Genomic DNA, 16,815 nt, shown 5'->3' with positions numbered 1-16,815 from the left:
AAGTTGCGTACTATGAATTTGCATTGCAAGACACTGCCGTGCGTATATTCTTCGAAACCTCAGTTCGGTACCGCCACAAACTCCGCCGGCAGTCGCCCGGCAATTTCGTGCGGGTCGGGCGCGGCCGCGTTCTCGTCCGCCACGGCCCGGGCCGCCTGCCGGTGGCGCGGGTCGGTCAGCACCGCCTCGCACGCCTCCCGCAGCTCGGCGTCGGTGGCCTCGTGCGGCGCCAGCGCCCGGGCCGCGCCCACGGCCGCGAAGCGCTCGGCGTTGCCGAACTGGTCGGCGAAGTGGGGCAGGATGACCTGCGGCACCCCGGCCGCCATCGCCGTCATCGCCGTGCCCGAGCCGCCGTGGTGCACGATCATCGAGCACCCGGCGAGGGCCTGGAACAGCGGCACCCGCCCCGCCCGCACCCCGTCCGGCAGCGGGCCGAGCGACTCGCGGTGCCGGTCAGGCACCGCGATGAGCACCTCGGCCCCGAGCCCGGTCAGCCGGTCGAGCAGCCGGCGCCACAGCGGCTCCGCGCGCTCGTCGCGCGGCAGGATCGTACCCAGGGTGAGCAGCACGCGGGGGCGGGTCGGGGCCTCCAGCAGCCACGGCTCCAGGACCGCGGTGCCGTTGAACGGCACGTAGCGCATCCGCAGGCCGCCGTCCACGCCCGGGTACTGCACGCTGTCCGGGCACACGTCAAGCGTCCGCGCGGGCCCGGCCCACGCGCCGCCCCCGGCGACCACCGCCTCGGCCCCGTTCGCGGCCAGCTCCGGGCGCAGCGGCAGCCCCCACTGGTGCCGGACCCAGGGGAGCCCGGCCTCGGTCGCGGCCGCCGGGCCGGCGAACTCGGCCGGCTCGGCGACGACCAGGTCCGGCCGCCACCGCCCGACCAGCTCCCGCGTGCCCGGCAGCGCCCGCACCGCCAGCTCGCCGAAGCGCCGCCCGGTGCGCGCGGCCATCTCACCCGGCGAGGGCGGTGAGGGCGGCCCGGCCGGGGCGGCGCCCGCGGGCGGCCCCGGCGGACGGAGCCAGCCGACGAGGTCGACCTCCTCCGCCACCGCCGCGACCGGCAGCCCGGTCGCGGTCACGGCCGGCACGAAGTCCGCGCTCGTCGCCATGAGCACCGAGTGCCCGGCGGCCCGCAGGGCCCAGCCCAGCGGCACGAGCGGATACAGATGGGCCTCCGCGGCCGCCAATGTGAAAAGGACTCGCACTGATACCTCCCCGATACGTTCGTCCCTGTGAATATGCAGAACCGCACTGGAGCCGAACTGGAGCGGCGCGACGCCCTCCCGGACTTATGACGGACGCGTGACGAACGCCACGTCCAGGCTGGGGACTGCCTCGGAACAGGCCGGTCCAGCAGCGCCGCCGCCCCTCGCCCGGCGCGGCCGGCCGGGGCCGCGCGGCCCGCGTTCAAGTTCGCCGCGAGGGCTGGTCCAGAGGCCGCTGGAACGATCGCTCGTGTTCGAGGCCGGGCGCCGGTGCAGGCATGGCACCGGCCACCCGCGAGCTGAGACCCGGCAAGGGGAGATCGATCGTGAACAACACATCACCGGCCGTCCGCCTGTCCGACGCGACCCCGAACCGCCGCCGCGGCGGCGACCTGCGGGTCCTGCTCGGCCCGGCCACCGTCGGGGCCACCTCGGGCTTCATGGGCGCGCTGACGCTCCAGCCCGGCGAGTTCGTCTCGGAGCACTACCACCCGTACTCGGAGGAGTTCCTCTTCGTCGTGCGGGGCGAGGTGACCGTGCGGCTCAACGGCGAGCCGGTCGAGCTCGGGCCGGAGGAGTCCGTCTTCGTGGCCCGGGAGGCACGGCACCGGGTCGAGAACCGCGGCACCACGGAGGCCTTCGTGGTCTTCCACCTCGGCCCGCTGGCGCCGCGCCCCGAGCTGGGCCACGTCGACACCGAGCCCCAGCCCAACCCCGGCGAGGCTCCCTTGCGGCTGGCGCCGGCCGAATGAGCGGGCGCGAGGTGGTCGTCACCGGCATCGGCGTGGTCGCCCCCGGCGGCGTGGGCCGCAAGGCCTTCTGGGACCTGCTCACCGCCGGCCGCACCGCGACCCGCGCGATCTCGCTGTTCGACGCGGCGGGCTTCCGCTCGCGCATCGCCGCCGAGGTCGACTTCGACCCGGCGGCGCACGGGCTCAGCGCGGAGCAGGCGCGCACGCTCGACCGGGCCGCCCAGTTCGCCCTGGTCGCCGCGCGGGAGGCGCTCGGCGACAGCGGGGTGGAGTTCGACCAGGTGCGGCCCGAGCGCGTCGGGGTGAGCATCGGCAGCGCGGTCGGCTGCACGATCAAGCTCGAGGACCACTACGTCGAGGTCAGCGCCGGCGGCCGCAACTGGGTGGTGGACCCCGCGCGGGCGGTCGAGCAGCTTTACGACTACCTGGTGCCGAGCTCGCTCGCGCGCGAGGTGGCGTGGCTGGCCGGGGCCGAGGGCCCGGTCTCGCTCACCTCCACCGGGTGCACCTCCGGCCTCGACGCGGTCGGGCACGGCTTCCGGCTGGTCCAGGAGGGCGCGGCCGACATCGTCCTGGCCGGCGCGACCGACGCGCCGATCTCCCCGATCACCGTGGCCTGCTTCGACGCCATCCGCGCCACCTCGCCGGACAACGGCGACCCGGCGCACGCCTCGCGGCCGTTCGACCGCACCCGCAACGGGTTCGTGCTCGGCGAGGGCGCGGCCGTGCTGGTGCTCGAGGAGGCCGGGGCGGCCCGGCGGCGGGGCGCGCACGTGTACGGGCGGATCGCGGGCTTCGCCAGCCGCAGCAACGCCTACCACATGACCGGCCTCAAGCCCGACGGCCGCGAGATGGCCGAGGCGATCCGGCGGGCCCTCGACGAGGCGCGCCTCGCCCCGGAGGCGGTGGACTACATCAACGCGCACGGCTCGGGCACCAAGCAGAACGACCGCCACGAGACCGCGGCCTTCAAGGACAGCCTGGGCGGGCACGCGTACCGCACCCCGGTCAGCTCGATCAAGTCGATGGTCGGGCACTCCCTCGGCGCGATCGGCTCCATCGAGCTGGCCGCGTGCGCGCTGGCGATCGACCGCAACGTCGTGCCGCCGACCGCAAACCTGCACCACGCCGACCCCGAGTGCGACCTGGACTACGTGCCGCTCACCGCGCGCGAGCGGCGGGTCGACGCGGTGCTGAGCGTCGGCAGCGGCTTCGGCGGCTTCCAGAGCGCCGTGGTGCTCACCGCCGACCGGGCGGTGGCGGCATGAGCGCGGACGCGGTCTTCACCGGGCTGGGGATCGTCGCGCCGACCGGGGTCGGGCACGAGCGGTACTGGGCGGCGACGCTGGAGGGACGCGACGGGATCGCGCCCATCACCCGCTTCGACCCCGGCGGCTTCCCGGTGGGCGTCGCCGGGCAGGTCGCCGCGTTCACCGCGGAGGAGGGGGTGCCGGGGCGGCTGGCGGTGCAGACCGACCGCTGGACGCACCTGGCCTTCGGCGGTGCCGAGCTGGCGCTGCGCGACGCCGGGGCCGACCTCGCCGAGCTGCCCGACTACGAGCTGGCCGTCATCACCGCCAGCTCGTCCGGCGGCAACGAGTTCGGCCAGCAGGAGATCCAGAAGCTGTGGGGGCAGGGGCCGCAGTTCGTCGGCGTGTACCAGTCGATCGCCTGGTTCTACGCCGCCACCACCGGCCAGCTGTCGATCCGGCACGGGCTGCGCGGCCCCTGCGGGGTGCGGGTGACCGAGCAGGCGGGCGGCCTCGACGCGATCGCCGACGCCCGCCGGGCCCTGCGCACCGGCTCGCGGCTCGTGCTCACCGGCGGCACTGAGGCCCCGCTGTCGCCGTACGCGCTGGTCTGCCAGGGCGCGAGCGGGCTGCTCAGCGGCGACGGCCGGTACCGGCCCTTCGACCCCGCGGCGGCCGGGTACGTGCCGGGCGAGGGCGGCGCGATCCTGGTCCTCGAGTCCGCCGCGGCCGCCGCCGAGAGGGGCGCGCGCGTCTACGGCCGGCTCGCCGGCTACGGCGCCACCTTCGACCCGGCGCCCGGCTCCGCCCGCCCGCCGGGCCTGCGGCGGGCGATCGAGCTGGCCCTGGCTGACGCCGGCCTCGACCCGGGCGACATCGGCGTGGTCTTCGCCGACGCGCACGGCGCGCCCGAGCCCGACCGGCGCGAGGCGGAGGCGCTGCGCGCGGTCTTCGGCCCGCGCGGGGTGCCGGTGACGGCGCCCAAGTCCATGACCGGGCGGCTCTACGCGGGCGGCTCGGCCCTGGACACCGCCACGGCCCTGCTGGCCCTGCGCGACGGGGTGATCCCGCCGACGACCGGCACCTCCGCGCCGGCCGGGGACTACGAGCTCGACCTCGTCCTCGGCGCGGCCCGGCCGGCCCCGCTGCGCCACGCCCTCGTGGTGGCCCGCGGCTTCGGCGGGTTCAACGCGGCGCTGGTGCTGTCACGGGATTTCGCAGTCTGATTTCGAGGAAGGGAGACGGACCATGTCCGAATTCACCGTCGATGACCTGCGCCAGGTCGTCCGGGAAGTGGCCGGCGCCGATGCGGGCGTCGACGTGGAGGGCGCCGCGCCGAGCGCCACGTACGAGGAGATCGGCCTGGACTCGCTGGCGGTGCTGGAGATCACCGCCCGGCTGACCCAGCGCACCGGCCGGGAGATCCCCGAGGGCCTGGTCGAGAAGGAGACCAGCCTGCAGGCCACGGTCGACCTGCTGCACTCCGGCCGATTGGCGGCCTGAGCCGTGGCCGGACACACCGAGAACGAGATCGTCATCGACGCGCCGATGGACCTGGTGTGGAAGATGACAAACGACGTGCCGGGCTGGCCGGAGCTGTTCAGCGAGTACGCCGGGGCCGAGGTGCTGGCGCGGGAGGGCGAGACGATCCGCTTCCGCCTCACCATGCACCCCGACGAGGAGGGCCGGGTCTGGAGCTGGGTGTCGGAGCGCACCCCGGACCCGGCGGCCCGCACGGTCAGCGCGCACCGGGTGGAGACCGGCCCGTTCGAGTACATGCGCATCCACTGGGACTACGCCGAGGTGCCCGGCGGGGTCCGGATGCGCTGGGTGCAGGACTTCGCGATGAAGCCGTCCGCGCCCGTCGACGACGCCGGCATGACCGCGCGGATCAACAAGAACAGCGTGGTGCAGCTGGGCCGGATCAAGTCGCTCGTCGAGGCGGCCGCCGCACGCTGAACGCACGAGAGGGGGCCCGCCGAGCGGCGGGCCCCCTTCGTGTCGTCCGGGCTACTGCGCGGGGCGCGGCGGCATCCCCGAGCGCGGGATCCACGGCGGCAGGGAGCCCTCGGCGTTGGCCGACTTCTCGATGACCGCCACGCCGCGGTAGAAGTGCACGGCGCCGATGTGGCGGTCGAAGTACCGTGCCTGCGCCGGGTCGAGGCCGGGCCGGTCCTCGTAGTGCAGGCCGTCGGCGAGCGTCTTGAGGAAGCCGACCGACGTGTCCGGCGAGTTCAGGTCGGTCGGGCTGCCGCCGAAGCCCTGGAAGTACGAGAACATCAGGTCCTCGACCACGTAGTAGCCGCCGGGGCGCACGTACGGCAGCAGCGTGCGCAGCGACACCAGGACGTGCCCGGAGATGTGGCTGCCGTCGTCGACGATGATGTCGAAGGGCCCGTAGCGCTCGGCCATCTCCCGAAGGTACGCCGGGTCGCTCTGGTCGCCGCGCAGCGTGGTGATGCGGGGCTCGTCGTGCGCGGACTTGTCGAAGATGTCCAGCCCGTAGATCAGGCCCCGGCGGAAGTACCGCTTCCACGTGCGCAGCGAGCCGCCGCCCAGGTGGGGCTGCTCGTAGCCGCCGATGCCGATCTCGAGCAGCCGGACCGGCTCGTCCCGCAGCTCGCTGAAGTGGCGCTGGTAGTGCGGGGTGAACCAGTGCAGGCCGCCCCACTTGTCGGTGGCGTAACGCACCGCCAGGTCGCCGAGGTCGGGCTCGGCCGGGTCGACGGCGCCGAAGAGCGCGTGCACGGCCCGCGAGACCGGCTCGAGCTTCACGAGGTACGCCTTCGGGTTCGGCGGCCCGGACTCGTCGCGCCCGAGCCGCAGCTCCACCCGCCGCGTGTGCCCGGCCCGGCCGCCGGACGGGCCGTAGACCGCGCGCACGAGGTCGGCCAGCTCGTACGACACCCACATCGGCGCGTCCGGGTCCTGCCCGGCGTCGGCGGTGGCGCCCTTGCCGGACAGGGTGACGACGAACCCGAGCGTGCGGTCGCCGTGCACCAGGTCGAGCTGGACGTTGACCTCGGGCAGGTCCGCCGGGGGCGCGGCGCGGAAGCGGAGCTCCGCCACGACCGCCTCGGCGACCGGCCCGGCCCCGAGGCGGTCGACGGCGGCGCGCACGTCGTCCGGGCGGCCGCCCACGGCGAGGATCAACGCCTCGACCGTCTCCTGTTCCGTCATGCGATCTCCTTCTGCTGCTGGTTGGTTCATGGCGGCTGGTTGGTTCATGGCGTCCGCAGTGCCGACTGCGGCGGGCGTTCGCGCACCAGGCCGAGCCCGACCAGCCGGGCCGGCGGGCCGCCCAGCGCCGGGAAGCGCTGCATGAGCCGCATCGGCGGCGCGGGCCGGGCATTGGTGCGCCCGATGTTCTGCTCGGCGTCGGGGGTGTCGGCCGGGTACACGTCGCGCTGGATCACCCGCTGCAGGCCCTGCACGACGACCGTCGGCCACCAGCGGCGGCGCTGGACCGCGGCGAGCTGCCGCACGGTCGGGACCCGGCCGGCGGCGAGCGGCCCGCTGAGCATGCGGGCCGTGGCCACCGCGTCCTGCACGGCGAGGTTGATGCCGACGCCGGCGATCGGCGACATGGCGTGCGCGGCGTCGCCGATGCAGAGCACGCCCGGGGTGTACCACCGGCGCAGGCGGTCGATGCGCACGTCGAGCACGCGCACGTCGTCCCACGAGGCCAGCTCGCCCATCCGGCCCGCCAGCCACGGCAGCAGGGCCACGGCCGTGCGCCGCACCACGTCGACGTCCTGGGTGCGCAGCCGCTCGTAGGAGCCCTTCTGGATCAGGTACGCGACCTGCCAGTAGTCGCCCCGGTCGACGAGCACCATGCCCCGGCCGTTGGAGAAGCGGATCACCAGCCCGGTCGGGTCGTCCGGGAAGCGGGGCAGCCGGAACCACAGGGTGTCCTCGGGGGCGCCGAAGTTCTGCCGGTACCCGTCGAGCCCGGCCAGCCGCCGCACGGTCGACGAGCGCCCGTCGCAGGCCACGGTCAGCGCGGCCGCGAGCCGGTGCGTCTGCCCGTCCGCGTCGGTGTACTCGACGCCGGCCACCCGCCCGCCGTCCTCCCACAGCCCGGTCACCGAGGCCCGCATGACCAGCCGGAACGTGGGCTCGGCCGCGCCCGCCTCGGCGAGCAGGTTCAGCAGGTCCCACTGCGGGGCCATGGCCAGGTACGAGTACGGCGGCGGCAGGCGCGTGAAGTCGGGCATCACGAACGTGCCCCCGTCGAGCTGGACCCGCACCCGGTCCAGCCGCTGGTGCGGGATCTTCTGGAACCGCTCGCCGAGGCCCAGCTCGTCGAGCAGGCGCAGCGTCGAGGCGTGCACGGTGTCGCCGCGGAAGTCGCGCAGGAAGTCGCCGTGCTTCTCCAGCACCGTGACCCGCACGCCGCAGCGGGCCAGCAGCAGGCCGAGGAACAGGCCCGCCGGTCCGCCGCCGACCACGCAGCAGTCGGTCTCCGGGGTCATCGCCGCGCCTCCGCCCACGTCACCAGCCGCCCGTCGCCGGGGACCGGCGCGAGCCCGGGCAGGCGCCGCGCGGTGGCCCGCCCGGCGATCTCCGTGACCAGCCGCACCGGCGCCGCGCCGAGCAGCTCCTCGGGGCCGCCCGTCCTGGTCGGTGCGGCCTCGGTCAGGGCGGCGATGAGCCGGTCCGCCAGCGCGGGCGCGGTGGCCAGCAGGGCCGTCGCGGCCCGCACGAGCTCCTCGGCGTCGAGGGCGCCGGCCCGGATGCCGCGGATGCAGTGGATGAGCAGGCCGTTGTCGAGCACGTCGGGCGAGGCGATCAGGTGGCGCAGCGCGGCCAGCAGCTCCTCGCCGGACAGGTCGCCGCGGACCCAGGCGAGCAGCGGGGCCTGCCGGTGGGCCGGGGCACCGAGCAGGTCGGCGACGGTGCCGGCGGCCAGCGGCAGGCCCAGCCGGTCCCGGAGGTCGGCCGGGGGACCGGCCGCGACGATGCCGTCCAGGGCCGCGTCGCAGCGCCGCCGGGCCGACTCGGCGAGGGGCTCCAGCAGGGCGGCGGCGAGCACGGCGGCCACCGGCTCCCGGGCCGCCGCGCGCAGGGCTCCGCAGCCGTCCGGGACATCGGGTGGACGCGACCCGGCCCGGCCGGAACCGGGCCGATCGAAAGCGGTAATGGCCATGTGCGGAACGTAAATGGCGGCCCTGGAGTATTCCTTGACGACTCTGGAGCCGTCCTTGAGCCGCCCGGTCCGGTCGGAGTCAATCGATGCTCCATGCGCCGCTGCCACGATGGCGGCGTGAAGCACAAGATTCTGATGATCGGCCGCCTGCCGGACGGCAACGAGCCCAAGATCGCCGAGGTGTTCGGGGCGCACGACGGCACCGACCTGCCCCGCCAGATCGGCGCGCAACGCCGGACCCTGTACGGCTTCCGCGGCCTCTACCTGCACCTGGTCGAGGCCGACGGCGAGTTCCGGCAGCGGCTGTACGAGAACCGTGAACACCCCTTGTTCCAGGAGGTGAACCGGCAGATGTCGACGCTCATCACGCCGTACGACCCGCAGTGGCCGACGATGCGCGACGCCGAGGCGAAGCCGTTCTACGAATGGTCGGCGGAGTAGCCATGACCGTGACTCGCGCGAGCGTCAACGAGATGATGCGCGCCTACAAGAGGACCAGCCTGCTGCGTACCGCCGTCGAGCTCGGGGTCTTCGACGCCGTGCACGAGGGCGCCGGCACCGCCGCGGCGGTGGCCGAACGCGCCGGGGCCGACCCGCGCGGCATGCGCATCCTGCTCGACGCGCTGGCCGCGGTCGGGCTGCTCACCGCGGACGGGGAGCGCTACGCCCTGGCCGAGGGCGCGGCCGACGTGCTGGTCAGCTCCGCCCCCGGCTACCTCGGCGACATGACCCGGGTGGTGGTCAGCCGCTTCGAGTGGGACTCGCTGGGCCGGCTCGCCGATGCCGTGCGCAACGGCGGCACCGTCGAGGAGCAGAACGCCGAGACGCCGGGCTTCGCCTACTGGGAGACGTTTGCGGAGTTCGCCTCCGCCGTCACCCTGCCGACCGCGGCGGTCATGGGCGACCTGCTCGAGCCGTGGGCGGCCGGGTACGACCCGCTGTCGATCCTCGACGTGGCCTGCGGGCACGGCCTCTACGGCTTCACCCTGGCCCGGCGCTTCCAGCAGGCCCGGGTGACCGGCCTGGACTGGGACAACGTCCTGCCGATCACCGAGAAGCACGCGGTCGAGCTCGGGGTGCACGACCGGGCCGGGTTCATCGCCGGCGACATGTTCGAGGTGGACTATCAGGGCCCGCACGACCTGGTGCTGGTCACCAACGTGCTGCACCACTTCGACGAGCAGCGCTGCACCGAGCTGCTGACCCGGGCCGCGCAGGCGCTCCGGCCCGGCGGCCGGCTCGGCGTGGTGAGCTTCGTGCGCGACGGCTCGCCGGCCGAGGACCCGGAGCCGTACCTCTTCTCGATCCTCATGCTGTCGTGGACGGCCGCCGGCGAGGTGCACTCGCAGCAGGCCCACCACGACATGATCACCGCCGCGGGCTTCACGAACATCGTCCAGCGGCAGGTGCCCGGGCTGCCGTTCCACGTGCTGGTCGCCGAGCGGGCCTGACCCGACCCGCCCCGCTCCGGGCCCGCGGCCGGTCCCCCGACGGGGCCGCGGGCCCGCACCCCCGGTTCGCATTGGAGTTTTCGCATGCGAGTGCTCGTGACCACGTGTCCGGCGCACGGACACTTCCTGCCCCTCGTCCCCCTGTGCTGGTCGTTGCGCGCGGCCGGCCACGACGTGCTGGTGGCCACGCCGGAGCCGTTCGTCGCCTACGCCGCCACCGCCGGCCTGCCGGTCGTGGCCGCGACCGACCCCTTCGACCCGCGGGCCGTCATGCGCCCGGAGCCGGCGACGGACCGGCTGGAGCTGCTGACCGGCACCGGCCGCGGTTTCGGCCGGCTCGCCGCCCGGACCGTCGACGGCCTCGCCGGGCTGGTCGGACGCTGGCGGCCGGACCTGCTGCTGACCGAGCCGACGGAGTACGCCGGGCCGATCGCCGCGGCCGCGCACGGGGTGCCGTACGCGATCCAGACCTACGGCATCGCCAGCCGCCGCGAACTGCACGAGGCCGCGCACGCGGAGCTGGCGCCGGTGTACGCCCGCTTCGGCCTCGCCGGACGGCCCCGCGAGTCGCTGTACCTCGACGTCTGCCCCGCGCAGCTGCAGCTGCCCGACCAGCCGGCCGGCGTCCGGATGCGCTACGTGCCCTACAACGGCGCCGCCGACGTCACCGCGGACATCCCCGATCCGGGCCGCCCGCTCGCCGTGGTGACCGCCGGGTCCTTCCTCGGCCGCGCGCCCGCGGTGCAGGAGCTGCTGCGCGGGATCGTCGCGGACCTCGGCGGCCTCGGCCTCGCGGTCGCCCTCGCCGTCGACCCGGCCGTGCGCGAGCAGCTGGGGCCGCTACCGGCGCACGTCGTCGCGGCCGGCTGGCTCTCGCTCGACCAGGTGCTGCCGCGCGCCGCGGTGGCGGTCCACCACGGCGGGGCCGGCACCACGATGACCTGCGCCGCGCACGGCGTGCCGCAGCTGGCGCTGCCGTTCGTCAACGACAACTTCGACCACGGCGAGCGGGTGGCCGCGGCCGGCGCGGGGCGCTGCCTGCCCGGCGCCGAGGCCGAGCCGGCTGCGGTGCGGGCCGCGGTGCGGGAGCTGCTCGACGATCCCGCCGCGCGGCCGGCCGCGGCCCGCCTCGCGGCGGACAACGCCGCCGCCCCGGCGCCTCCGGCCCTGGTGCCGGCACTGGAGGCGCGGGCGCTCGCGGGGGTGCCGGCATGACCGTCGTCGACCTGCGGCCCGGTCCGTTTGCGGCTTTCGCGGGGGTGCCGGCATGACCGCCGTCGACCTGTTGCCCGATCCGTTTGCGAATGAGCACGATGCCGACCCGTACGCGTACCTCGCCGGGCTGCGCGAAGCCGCGCCGGTGCACCGTGCCCGCACCGGCGACGGGCGGTGGGTCTGGTTCGTCACCCGGTATGCGGAGGCCCGGGCCCTGCTCGCCGACCCGCGCATGAGCCGCGACCCGCGCAACGCCGGCGCCGACTGGCTCGCCGCCAACCGGGCCAACCCGACCGCGGACCCGGGGGTCATGGCGCCCCACGTCGGCATCACCGACGGCGCCGACCACGCGCGGCTGCGCCGGCTGGTGTCCGGCGTCTTCGCGCCCGGGCCGGTCCGGGCGATGCGCGCCCACGTCGACCGGCTCGCCCACGGCCTCGTCGACGCCCTCGCCGGGCGGGACGAGACCGACCTGGTGACCGCGTTCGCCGAGCCGCTGCCGGCGATGGTTATCTGCGAGCTGCTGGGCGTGCCCGAGGGCGACCGCGAGCAGTTCCGCGGCTGGATCCGGGCCGTCGTCGCCGACGACACCCGGGCCGGCCCCGAGGAGTCGGCCCGGCGGCGCCAGGCCGCGGTCGGCAACCTGTTCGCGTACTTCGACCGGCTCATCGCCGAGGCCCGCCGGGCGCCGGGGGAGGGGCTCGTCTCGACCCTCGCGGCCGAGGCGGCCGATGGCGACCGGCTCAGCGAGCCCGAGCTGCGCTCGATGCTGTTCGTGCTGCTCATCGGCGGCTACGAGACCACGCTGGGGTTCCTGGCCACCAGCGTGCTGCACCTGCTGGCCGACCCGGGCCGCTGGCGCGCGCTGCACGCCGAGCCCGGGCGCTGCGGGGACGCCGTCGAGGAACTGCTGCGGTACGACGGATCGGTCAAGACGTCGTTCTGGATGTTCCCCACCGAGCCGGTGCGGATCGCCGGCGTGGAGCTGCTCCCGGGTGACCCGGTGATGGTCTCCTTCGCCGCCGCCAACCGGGACCCGGCCGCCAACGCCGAGCCCGACCGGCTGCTGCTGGGCCGCTCCGACGCGCGGCACCTGGCCTTCGGGCACGGGCCCCACTACTGCCTCGGCGCGCCGCTGGCCCGGGTCGAGGCGAGCGCCGGCCTGGCCGCGCTGGCCGCCCGGTGCCCGGAGCTGACGCTGGCGGTACCGCCGCGGGAGGTTCGCTGGCAGCACAGCCCCATCGTGCGGGCCCCGCTCGCGCTGCCCGTGCACCCCGGGCGGGTCCTCGGCCGGGCGGGCGCCCGCTGATGCGCATCCTCTTCACCAGCTGGGCGTGGCCGTCCCACCTGCACCCGATGATCCCGCTGGCCTGGGCGGCCCGGCTCGCCGGGCACGACGTCCTGGTCGCCGGCCAGCCCGCCATCGTGCCCGAGATCTGCGCGGCGGGGCTGCCGGCCGCGCGCATCGGCACCGACGTGGACCTGGCGGCCCTCATCCCGAACATGCCCGGCGGGCCGGCGCGGGCGCGCGCCGCCGGGCGCCCGGCCGGACACCCGCTGTCGATCTTCACGGCGATGGCCGGGGCGATGCTGCCCGGCCTGACCGAGCTGGTCGAGGCGTGGCGGCCGGACGTCATCGTGCACGAGCCGACCACGTACGCCGCCCCGATCGTGGCCGCCCGCTTCGGCCTGCCGCACGTGCGCCACCTGTGGGGCATCGACTTCCCGCAGACCCTGCGCGGCTGGGAGGCCGAGGCCCTGGCCCCGCTGGCCGCGAAGGCCGGGGTCGCGGTGCCGGACCCGCGCGGCGCGTTCACCGTCGACCCCTGCCCGCCCGGCCTGCAGCTGGACCCGGACGGCCCGCGGCAGGCGGTGCGGCACGTGCCGTACAACCGCGACGCCATCTGGCCGGGACCGCTGCCGCGCGCCACGGACCGGCCGCGGGTCTGCGTGACGTGGGGCTCGGTCCTCGGCCGCTACGGCGGCGGCGGCAGCGACGCGGCCCGGGTGGTCGGCGCGCTCGCCAAGCTCGACGCCGACGTGGTCGTCACGGTGGCCGAGCGGGACCGGGCCGGCTTCGGCGCCGTACCCGACAATGTCGTGCTGCTGGAGCACGCGCCGCTGGCCCAGCTCCTGCCCGGGTGCGCGGCGATCGTCTCGCCGGGCGGCGGCGGCACCTTCATGACCGCCGTGGTGCTGGGCGTGCCGCAGGTGATCTGCCCGGGTGTACCCGACCAGCGGCTCAACGCCGCCCAGCTCGCGAAGGCCGGTGCCGGGCTCGACCTCGGCGGCCCCGACCCCGGCGACCAGGAGCTGCGCGACGCCGTGGAGCACCTGCTCGCCGGCCCCGGCTTCGCCGCCCGCGCCGCGGTGTTGCGCGACGAGTCCGCGGCCGCCCCTGACCCGACCGAAGTCCTGCGCCGCATCGAGGCGCTGACCAGTCAACGGATCGGAGACCAACCATGAACACCGCAACCGGCGTCCGGGACCTGCGGGTCTCGCTCGCCGAGCGCATCGCCCGCTCGGCGATCGCCCTGGACAGCCGCGTCACCCCCAACGACGAGTTCCACGCCTGGTGGGCCGGCCGTTCGGCCGCCCTGCGCCAGGAGGTACGCCGGATTCCCTTCGCCGAGCTCGGGCAGTGGTCCTTCGACGCGACCACCGGCAACCTCGGCCACGCCAGCGGCAAGTACTTCCTCATCGAGGGCCTGCACGTGCGCAGCGACTACGGCCCGGTCGGGCAGTGGAGCCAGCCGATCATCCACCAGCCCGAGATCGGCATCCTGGGCATCCTGGTGCGCGAGTTCGACGGGGTGCTGCATTGCCTGATGCAGGCCAAGACCGAGCCGGGCAACTGCAACGATCTGCAGCTCTCGCCGACGGTGCAGGCCACCCGGAGCAACTACATGCAGGTCCACGGCGGGCGGGCGGTGCCCTACCTGCAGTACTTCCGCGAGGCCCGCCCGGAGCAGGTCGTCGCCGACGTGCTGCAGTCCGAGCAGGGCTCGTGGTTCTTCCGCAAGCGCAACCGCAACATGATCGTCGAGGTCGACGAGGACGTGCCGCTCGGCGACGACTTCCGCTGGGTCACGATCGGCCAGCTGCACCGGCTGCTCGCCGTGGACAACATGATCAATATGGACTCCCGCACGGTACTGTCCTGCCTGCCCTTCTCCGGGCCCGGCCTGGAGGGCGTGTTCTCGCACGCCGACGACGACTGGGCCGCGGCCATCGTGCACTCGCTGACCGGCGAGCGGGCCCGCCACACCACCGGCGAGATCATGAGCTGGATCACCGACTGCCAGAGCCGGCACGAGGTCGTCACCCGGCTGGTCCCGCTCAACCAGGTCGAGCAGTGGCACCGCACCGACGACGCGATCTCGCACGAGGAGGGGCGGTACTTCAGCGTCATCGCGGTCGACGTCGAGGCCCGCGGCCGCGAGATCGCCGCGTGGCGCCAGCCATTGCTGGAGCCGCACGGGCACGGCCTGGCCGCGTTCCTGGCGCGCCGGATCGACGACGTGCTCCACGTGCTGGTCAACGCCCGCGTCGAGCCCGGCTACCTGGACGTGGTCGAGCTCGCCCCGACGGTGCAGTGCACCCCGGACAGCTACGGGCACCGCCCCGCGCAGGAGCGCCCGGCCTACCTCGACGTGGTGCTCGGCGCGCCGCCGGAGAGCATCCGGTACGACACCGTCCTGTCGGAGGAGGGCGGCCGCTTCCATCGCGCGGAGAGCCGCTACGTCGTGGTCGAGCCGGCCGACGACATCGAGCTCGAGGAGACCCCGGACCACCGCTGGATGACCCTGGACCAGCTCGCCGACCTGCTGCGCCACAGCCACTACGTCAACGTGCAGGCCCGCACGCTCGTGACCGGCCTGCGGGGGGCCTGGTGAGCGCCCCGCTGCGGGTCGGCGTGCTGGGCTGCGGCAGCATCGCTCAACGCAAGGCGCTGCCGGCCCTGGTCGCCGGCCCCGACACGGTCGTGGCGGCGATCGCCAGCCGGGACAAGGACAAGGCGGCGCGGTACGCCTCCGAGTTCGGCGGCGAACCGGTGGGCTACGAGGATCTGCTCACCCACCCGGGCGTGGACGCGATCTACCTTGCCCTGCCGACCGGCCTGCACCACGAGTGGACGCGGGCCGCGTTGGAGGCCGGCAAGCACGTGCTCGCGGAGAAGCCGCTGACCGCCTCGGCCGCGGACACCCGCGACCTGCTCGAGCTGGCCGAGCGGCGCGGGCTCGTGCTGCGGGAGAACTTCGTCTTCCCGTACCACGCCCAGCACCGCGCGGTCCGGGAACTGCTGGCCGGCGGGCGGATCGGGTCACCGCGCTCGTTCGACGCCGTGTTCTGCATCCCGCCGCTGCCCGCGACCGACATCCGCTACTCGCCGCGGCTCGGCGGCGGGGCGCTGCTGGATCTCGGGGTGTACCTGATCCGGGCCGCCCAGGACCTTTTCGGCGAGCTCACCCTCGTCGGGGCCACCCTGCGGGAGGACCCGCGGACCGGCGTCGACGTGGCGGGCAGTGCGCTGCTGCTCGCCGGCGGCGGGGTGATGGTGACGGTCCGGTTCGGCATGGAGCACGCCTACGGGTCGTGGTACTCGGCCTGGGGCTCCACCGGCCGGCTGCTGCTCGACCGGGCGTTCACGGCCCCAGCCACGCTGGAGCCCGTGGTGCGCATCACCGACGCCCTCGGCGAGCACGAGGAGCGCCTGCCCGCCGACGACCAGTTCCGGCAGGCCTGCGCGGCCTTCGCGGCGCAGGTGCGCGAGGGCCGCCACGAGCCCGATCCGGCCGTGCTGCACACCGCCGAACTGGTCGATGAGGTGCGGCGCAGCGCACGGCGGGCGTCGCCTTCGGATTCACCTCCCGAGGTTGCCTGATTGCTTGCACTCGCCGGGCCAGAGTGCTAAACAAGGACTTGGCACTCGCAACCGGTGAGTGCCAAGGTCGGGACGGTGCAGTCCTCCGGTGGGCAACCATCGAGAGGCTGGTCGTCGCGGGCTATCCGGCCCGACCGCCGGGGATCCCGACTGGGTCCTCGAAGGTGCGCAAGCAGGCGGTGCGCCGCCGGCCCCGCGTGGGTCGTGGCGAATCGTGAGTGTCCAGGAGGACAACGCCGAATGGCCAAGATTATCGCGTTCGACGAAGAGGCCCGCCGCGGTCTCGAGCGGGGCATGAACCAGCTCGCCGACGCCGTCAAGGTGACTCTCGGGCCCAAGGGCCGCAATGTCGTGCTCGAGAAGAAGTGGGGCGCGCCCACCATCACCAACGATGGTGTGAGCATCGCCAAGGAGATCGAGCTCGAGGACCCCTACGAGAAGATCGGCGCCGAGCTGGTCAAGGAGGTCGCGAAGAAGACCGACGACGTTGCCGGTGACGGCACGACGACGGCCACCGTGCTCGCGCAGGCGCTGGTCCGTGAGGGCCTGCGCAACGTCGCGGCCGGCGCGAACCCGATGGCCCTCAAGCGCGGCATCGAGGCGGCTGTCGCCGCCGTCGCCGACGAGCTGGCCAACCTCGCCAAGGACGTGGAGACCAAGGAGCAGATCGCCTCCACCGCCTCCATCTCCGCGGGTGACAACACCGTCGGCGAGATCATCGCCGAGGCGATGGACAAGGTCGGCAAGGAAGGCGTCATCACCGTCGAGGAGAGCAACACCTTCGGCCTCGAGCTCGAGCTCACCGAGGGTATGCGCTTCGACAAGGGGTACATCTCCCCGTACTTCGCCACCGACAGCGACCGGATGGAGGCCGTCCTCGACGACCCCTACATCCTCATCGTCGA

The 16,815-nt window shown here is 74.6% G+C and carries 15 protein-coding genes and 1 pseudogene; 12 read left to right on the top strand and 4 right to left on the bottom strand.

Translation table 11 applies throughout. From position 1 onward, the window contains the following. Nucleotides 1–59: 59 nt before the first annotated feature. Nucleotides 60–1,208: a nucleotide disphospho-sugar-binding domain-containing protein gene (locus tag AB0B76_RS00080; RefSeq protein ID WP_360366742.1), complete on the bottom strand. Its 1,149-nt coding sequence runs from the start codon at nucleotides 1,206–1,208 to the stop codon at nucleotides 60–62. Nucleotides 1,209–1,534: 326 nt separating this feature from the next. Between AB0B76_RS00080 and AB0B76_RS00075 the strand changes: the two genes are divergently transcribed. From AB0B76_RS00075 to AB0B76_RS00060, 4 genes and pseudogenes are all read left to right on the top strand, one after another. After that, on the top strand, nucleotides 1,535–1,960 hold the full coding sequence (locus AB0B76_RS00075; protein WP_360366740.1) for a cupin domain-containing protein: 426 nt from the start codon (nucleotides 1,535–1,537) through the stop codon (nucleotides 1,958–1,960). Then, the gene (locus AB0B76_RS00070) at nucleotides 1,957–3,228 is read left to right on the top strand and encodes a beta-ketoacyl-[acyl-carrier-protein] synthase family protein (RefSeq protein ID WP_360366737.1); all 1,272 of its coding nucleotides are present in this window, start codon (nucleotides 1,957–1,959) and stop codon (nucleotides 3,226–3,228) included. Before AB0B76_RS00075 ends, AB0B76_RS00070 begins: the two co-directional genes overlap by 4 nt. Further along, nucleotides 3,225–4,436, top strand: coding sequence for a ketosynthase chain-length factor (locus AB0B76_RS00065; protein WP_360366734.1), 1,212 nt, complete (start codon nucleotides 3,225–3,227; stop codon nucleotides 4,434–4,436). Before AB0B76_RS00070 ends, AB0B76_RS00065 begins: the two co-directional genes overlap by 4 nt. A gap of 22 nt (nucleotides 4,437–4,458) precedes the next feature. After that, nucleotides 4,459–5,169 (top strand): annotated as a pseudogene (locus AB0B76_RS00060) (SRPBCC family protein). Between the two features lie 51 nt (nucleotides 5,170–5,220). Here AB0B76_RS00060 and AB0B76_RS00055 read toward each other — a convergent pair. From AB0B76_RS00055 to AB0B76_RS00045, 3 genes are read right to left on the bottom strand one after another with little or no spacing between them, the layout of a single operon-like run. Next, on the bottom strand, nucleotides 5,221–6,390 hold the full coding sequence (locus AB0B76_RS00055) for a class I SAM-dependent methyltransferase (RefSeq protein WP_360366731.1): 1,170 nt from the start codon (nucleotides 6,388–6,390) through the stop codon (nucleotides 5,221–5,223). 44 nt (nucleotides 6,391–6,434) lie between these two features. After that, complete coding sequence (locus AB0B76_RS00050; protein ID WP_360366729.1) at nucleotides 6,435–7,685, bottom strand: FAD-dependent oxidoreductase; 1,251 nt, start codon at nucleotides 7,683–7,685, stop codon at nucleotides 6,435–6,437. After that, nucleotides 7,682–8,359: a hypothetical protein gene (locus AB0B76_RS00045; protein ID WP_360366726.1), complete on the bottom strand. Its 678-nt coding sequence runs from the start codon at nucleotides 8,357–8,359 to the stop codon at nucleotides 7,682–7,684. Before AB0B76_RS00045 ends, AB0B76_RS00050 begins: the two co-directional genes overlap by 4 nt. A gap of 117 nt (nucleotides 8,360–8,476) precedes the next feature. Between AB0B76_RS00045 and AB0B76_RS00040 the strand changes: the two genes are divergently transcribed. The 8 genes from AB0B76_RS00040 to groEL form a co-directional block, all read left to right on the top strand. After that, nucleotides 8,477–8,800, top strand: a complete 324-nt coding sequence (locus AB0B76_RS00040) for a TcmI family type II polyketide cyclase (RefSeq protein ID WP_360366723.1) — start codon at nucleotides 8,477–8,479, stop codon at nucleotides 8,798–8,800. A 2-nt stretch (nucleotides 8,801–8,802) separates the two neighbouring features. Continuing rightward, on the top strand, nucleotides 8,803–9,810 hold the full coding sequence (locus AB0B76_RS00035) for a class I SAM-dependent methyltransferase (RefSeq protein WP_360366720.1): 1,008 nt from the start codon (nucleotides 8,803–8,805) through the stop codon (nucleotides 9,808–9,810). A gap of 84 nt (nucleotides 9,811–9,894) precedes the next feature. Next, complete coding sequence (locus AB0B76_RS00030; protein WP_360366717.1) at nucleotides 9,895–11,025, top strand: nucleotide disphospho-sugar-binding domain-containing protein; 1,131 nt, start codon at nucleotides 9,895–9,897, stop codon at nucleotides 11,023–11,025. Nucleotides 11,026–11,077: 52 nt separating this feature from the next. Then, the gene (locus AB0B76_RS00025) at nucleotides 11,078–12,334 is read left to right on the top strand and encodes a cytochrome P450 (protein ID WP_360366714.1); all 1,257 of its coding nucleotides are present in this window, start codon (nucleotides 11,078–11,080) and stop codon (nucleotides 12,332–12,334) included. After that, nucleotides 12,334–13,491 carry a nucleotide disphospho-sugar-binding domain-containing protein gene (locus AB0B76_RS00020; RefSeq protein ID WP_360366711.1) on the top strand — a complete coding sequence of 386 codons (1,158 nt, stop codon included), beginning with the start codon at nucleotides 12,334–12,336 and terminating at the stop codon, nucleotides 13,489–13,491. The genes AB0B76_RS00025 and AB0B76_RS00020 overlap by 1 nt, the downstream gene beginning before the upstream one ends. Then, a complete protein-coding gene (locus tag AB0B76_RS00015; protein ID WP_360366708.1) occupies nucleotides 13,488–14,921 on the top strand; it encodes an NDP-hexose 2,3-dehydratase family protein in 1,434 nt (477 codons plus the stop codon). The genes AB0B76_RS00020 and AB0B76_RS00015 overlap by 4 nt, the downstream gene beginning before the upstream one ends. Continuing rightward, nucleotides 14,918–15,910, top strand: coding sequence for a Gfo/Idh/MocA family oxidoreductase (locus AB0B76_RS00010; protein ID WP_360366705.1), 993 nt, complete (start codon nucleotides 14,918–14,920; stop codon nucleotides 15,908–15,910). The genes AB0B76_RS00015 and AB0B76_RS00010 overlap by 4 nt, the downstream gene beginning before the upstream one ends. Nucleotides 15,911–16,150: 240 nt before the next feature. Next, on the top strand, nucleotides 16,151–16,815 hold a 665-nt coding region (gene groEL / locus AB0B76_RS00005; protein ID WP_360366702.1), incomplete at its 3' end, for a chaperonin GroEL.

The sequence above is a fragment of the Dactylosporangium sp. NPDC049140 genome (assembly GCF_040648435.1).
Note: the sequence above shows the minus strand (reverse complement) of the source record. Positions and strands in the feature narration are given on the sequence as shown.

Excerpts from the sequence above, each read along its gene's own strand:
- AB0B76_RS00070 (WP_360366737.1), top strand. The coding sequence starts at position 1,957 with ATGAGCGGGCGCGAGGTGGTCGTCACCGGCATCGGCGTGGTCGCCCCC.
- AB0B76_RS00065 (WP_360366734.1), top strand. The coding sequence starts at position 3,225 with ATGAGCGCGGACGCGGTCTTCACCGGGCTGGGGATCGTCGCGCCGACC.
- AB0B76_RS00030 (WP_360366717.1), top strand. The coding sequence starts at position 9,895 with ATGCGAGTGCTCGTGACCACGTGTCCGGCGCACGGACACTTCCTGCCC.
- AB0B76_RS00055 (WP_360366731.1), bottom strand. The coding sequence starts at position 6,390 with ATGACGGAACAGGAGACGGTCGAGGCGTTGATCCTCGCCGTGGGCGGC.
- AB0B76_RS00050 (WP_360366729.1), bottom strand. The coding sequence starts at position 7,685 with ATGACCCCGGAGACCGACTGCTGCGTGGTCGGCGGCGGACCGGCGGGC.
- AB0B76_RS00020 (WP_360366711.1), top strand. The coding sequence starts at position 12,334 with ATGCGCATCCTCTTCACCAGCTGGGCGTGGCCGTCCCACCTGCACCCG.
- AB0B76_RS00025 (WP_360366714.1), top strand. The coding sequence starts at position 11,078 with ATGACCGCCGTCGACCTGTTGCCCGATCCGTTTGCGAATGAGCACGAT.
- AB0B76_RS00015 (WP_360366708.1), top strand. The coding sequence starts at position 13,488 with ATGAACACCGCAACCGGCGTCCGGGACCTGCGGGTCTCGCTCGCCGAG.
- AB0B76_RS00035 (WP_360366720.1), top strand. The coding sequence starts at position 8,803 with ATGACCGTGACTCGCGCGAGCGTCAACGAGATGATGCGCGCCTACAAG.
- AB0B76_RS00045 (WP_360366726.1), bottom strand. The coding sequence starts at position 8,359 with ATGGCCATTACCGCTTTCGATCGGCCCGGTTCCGGCCGGGCCGGGTCG.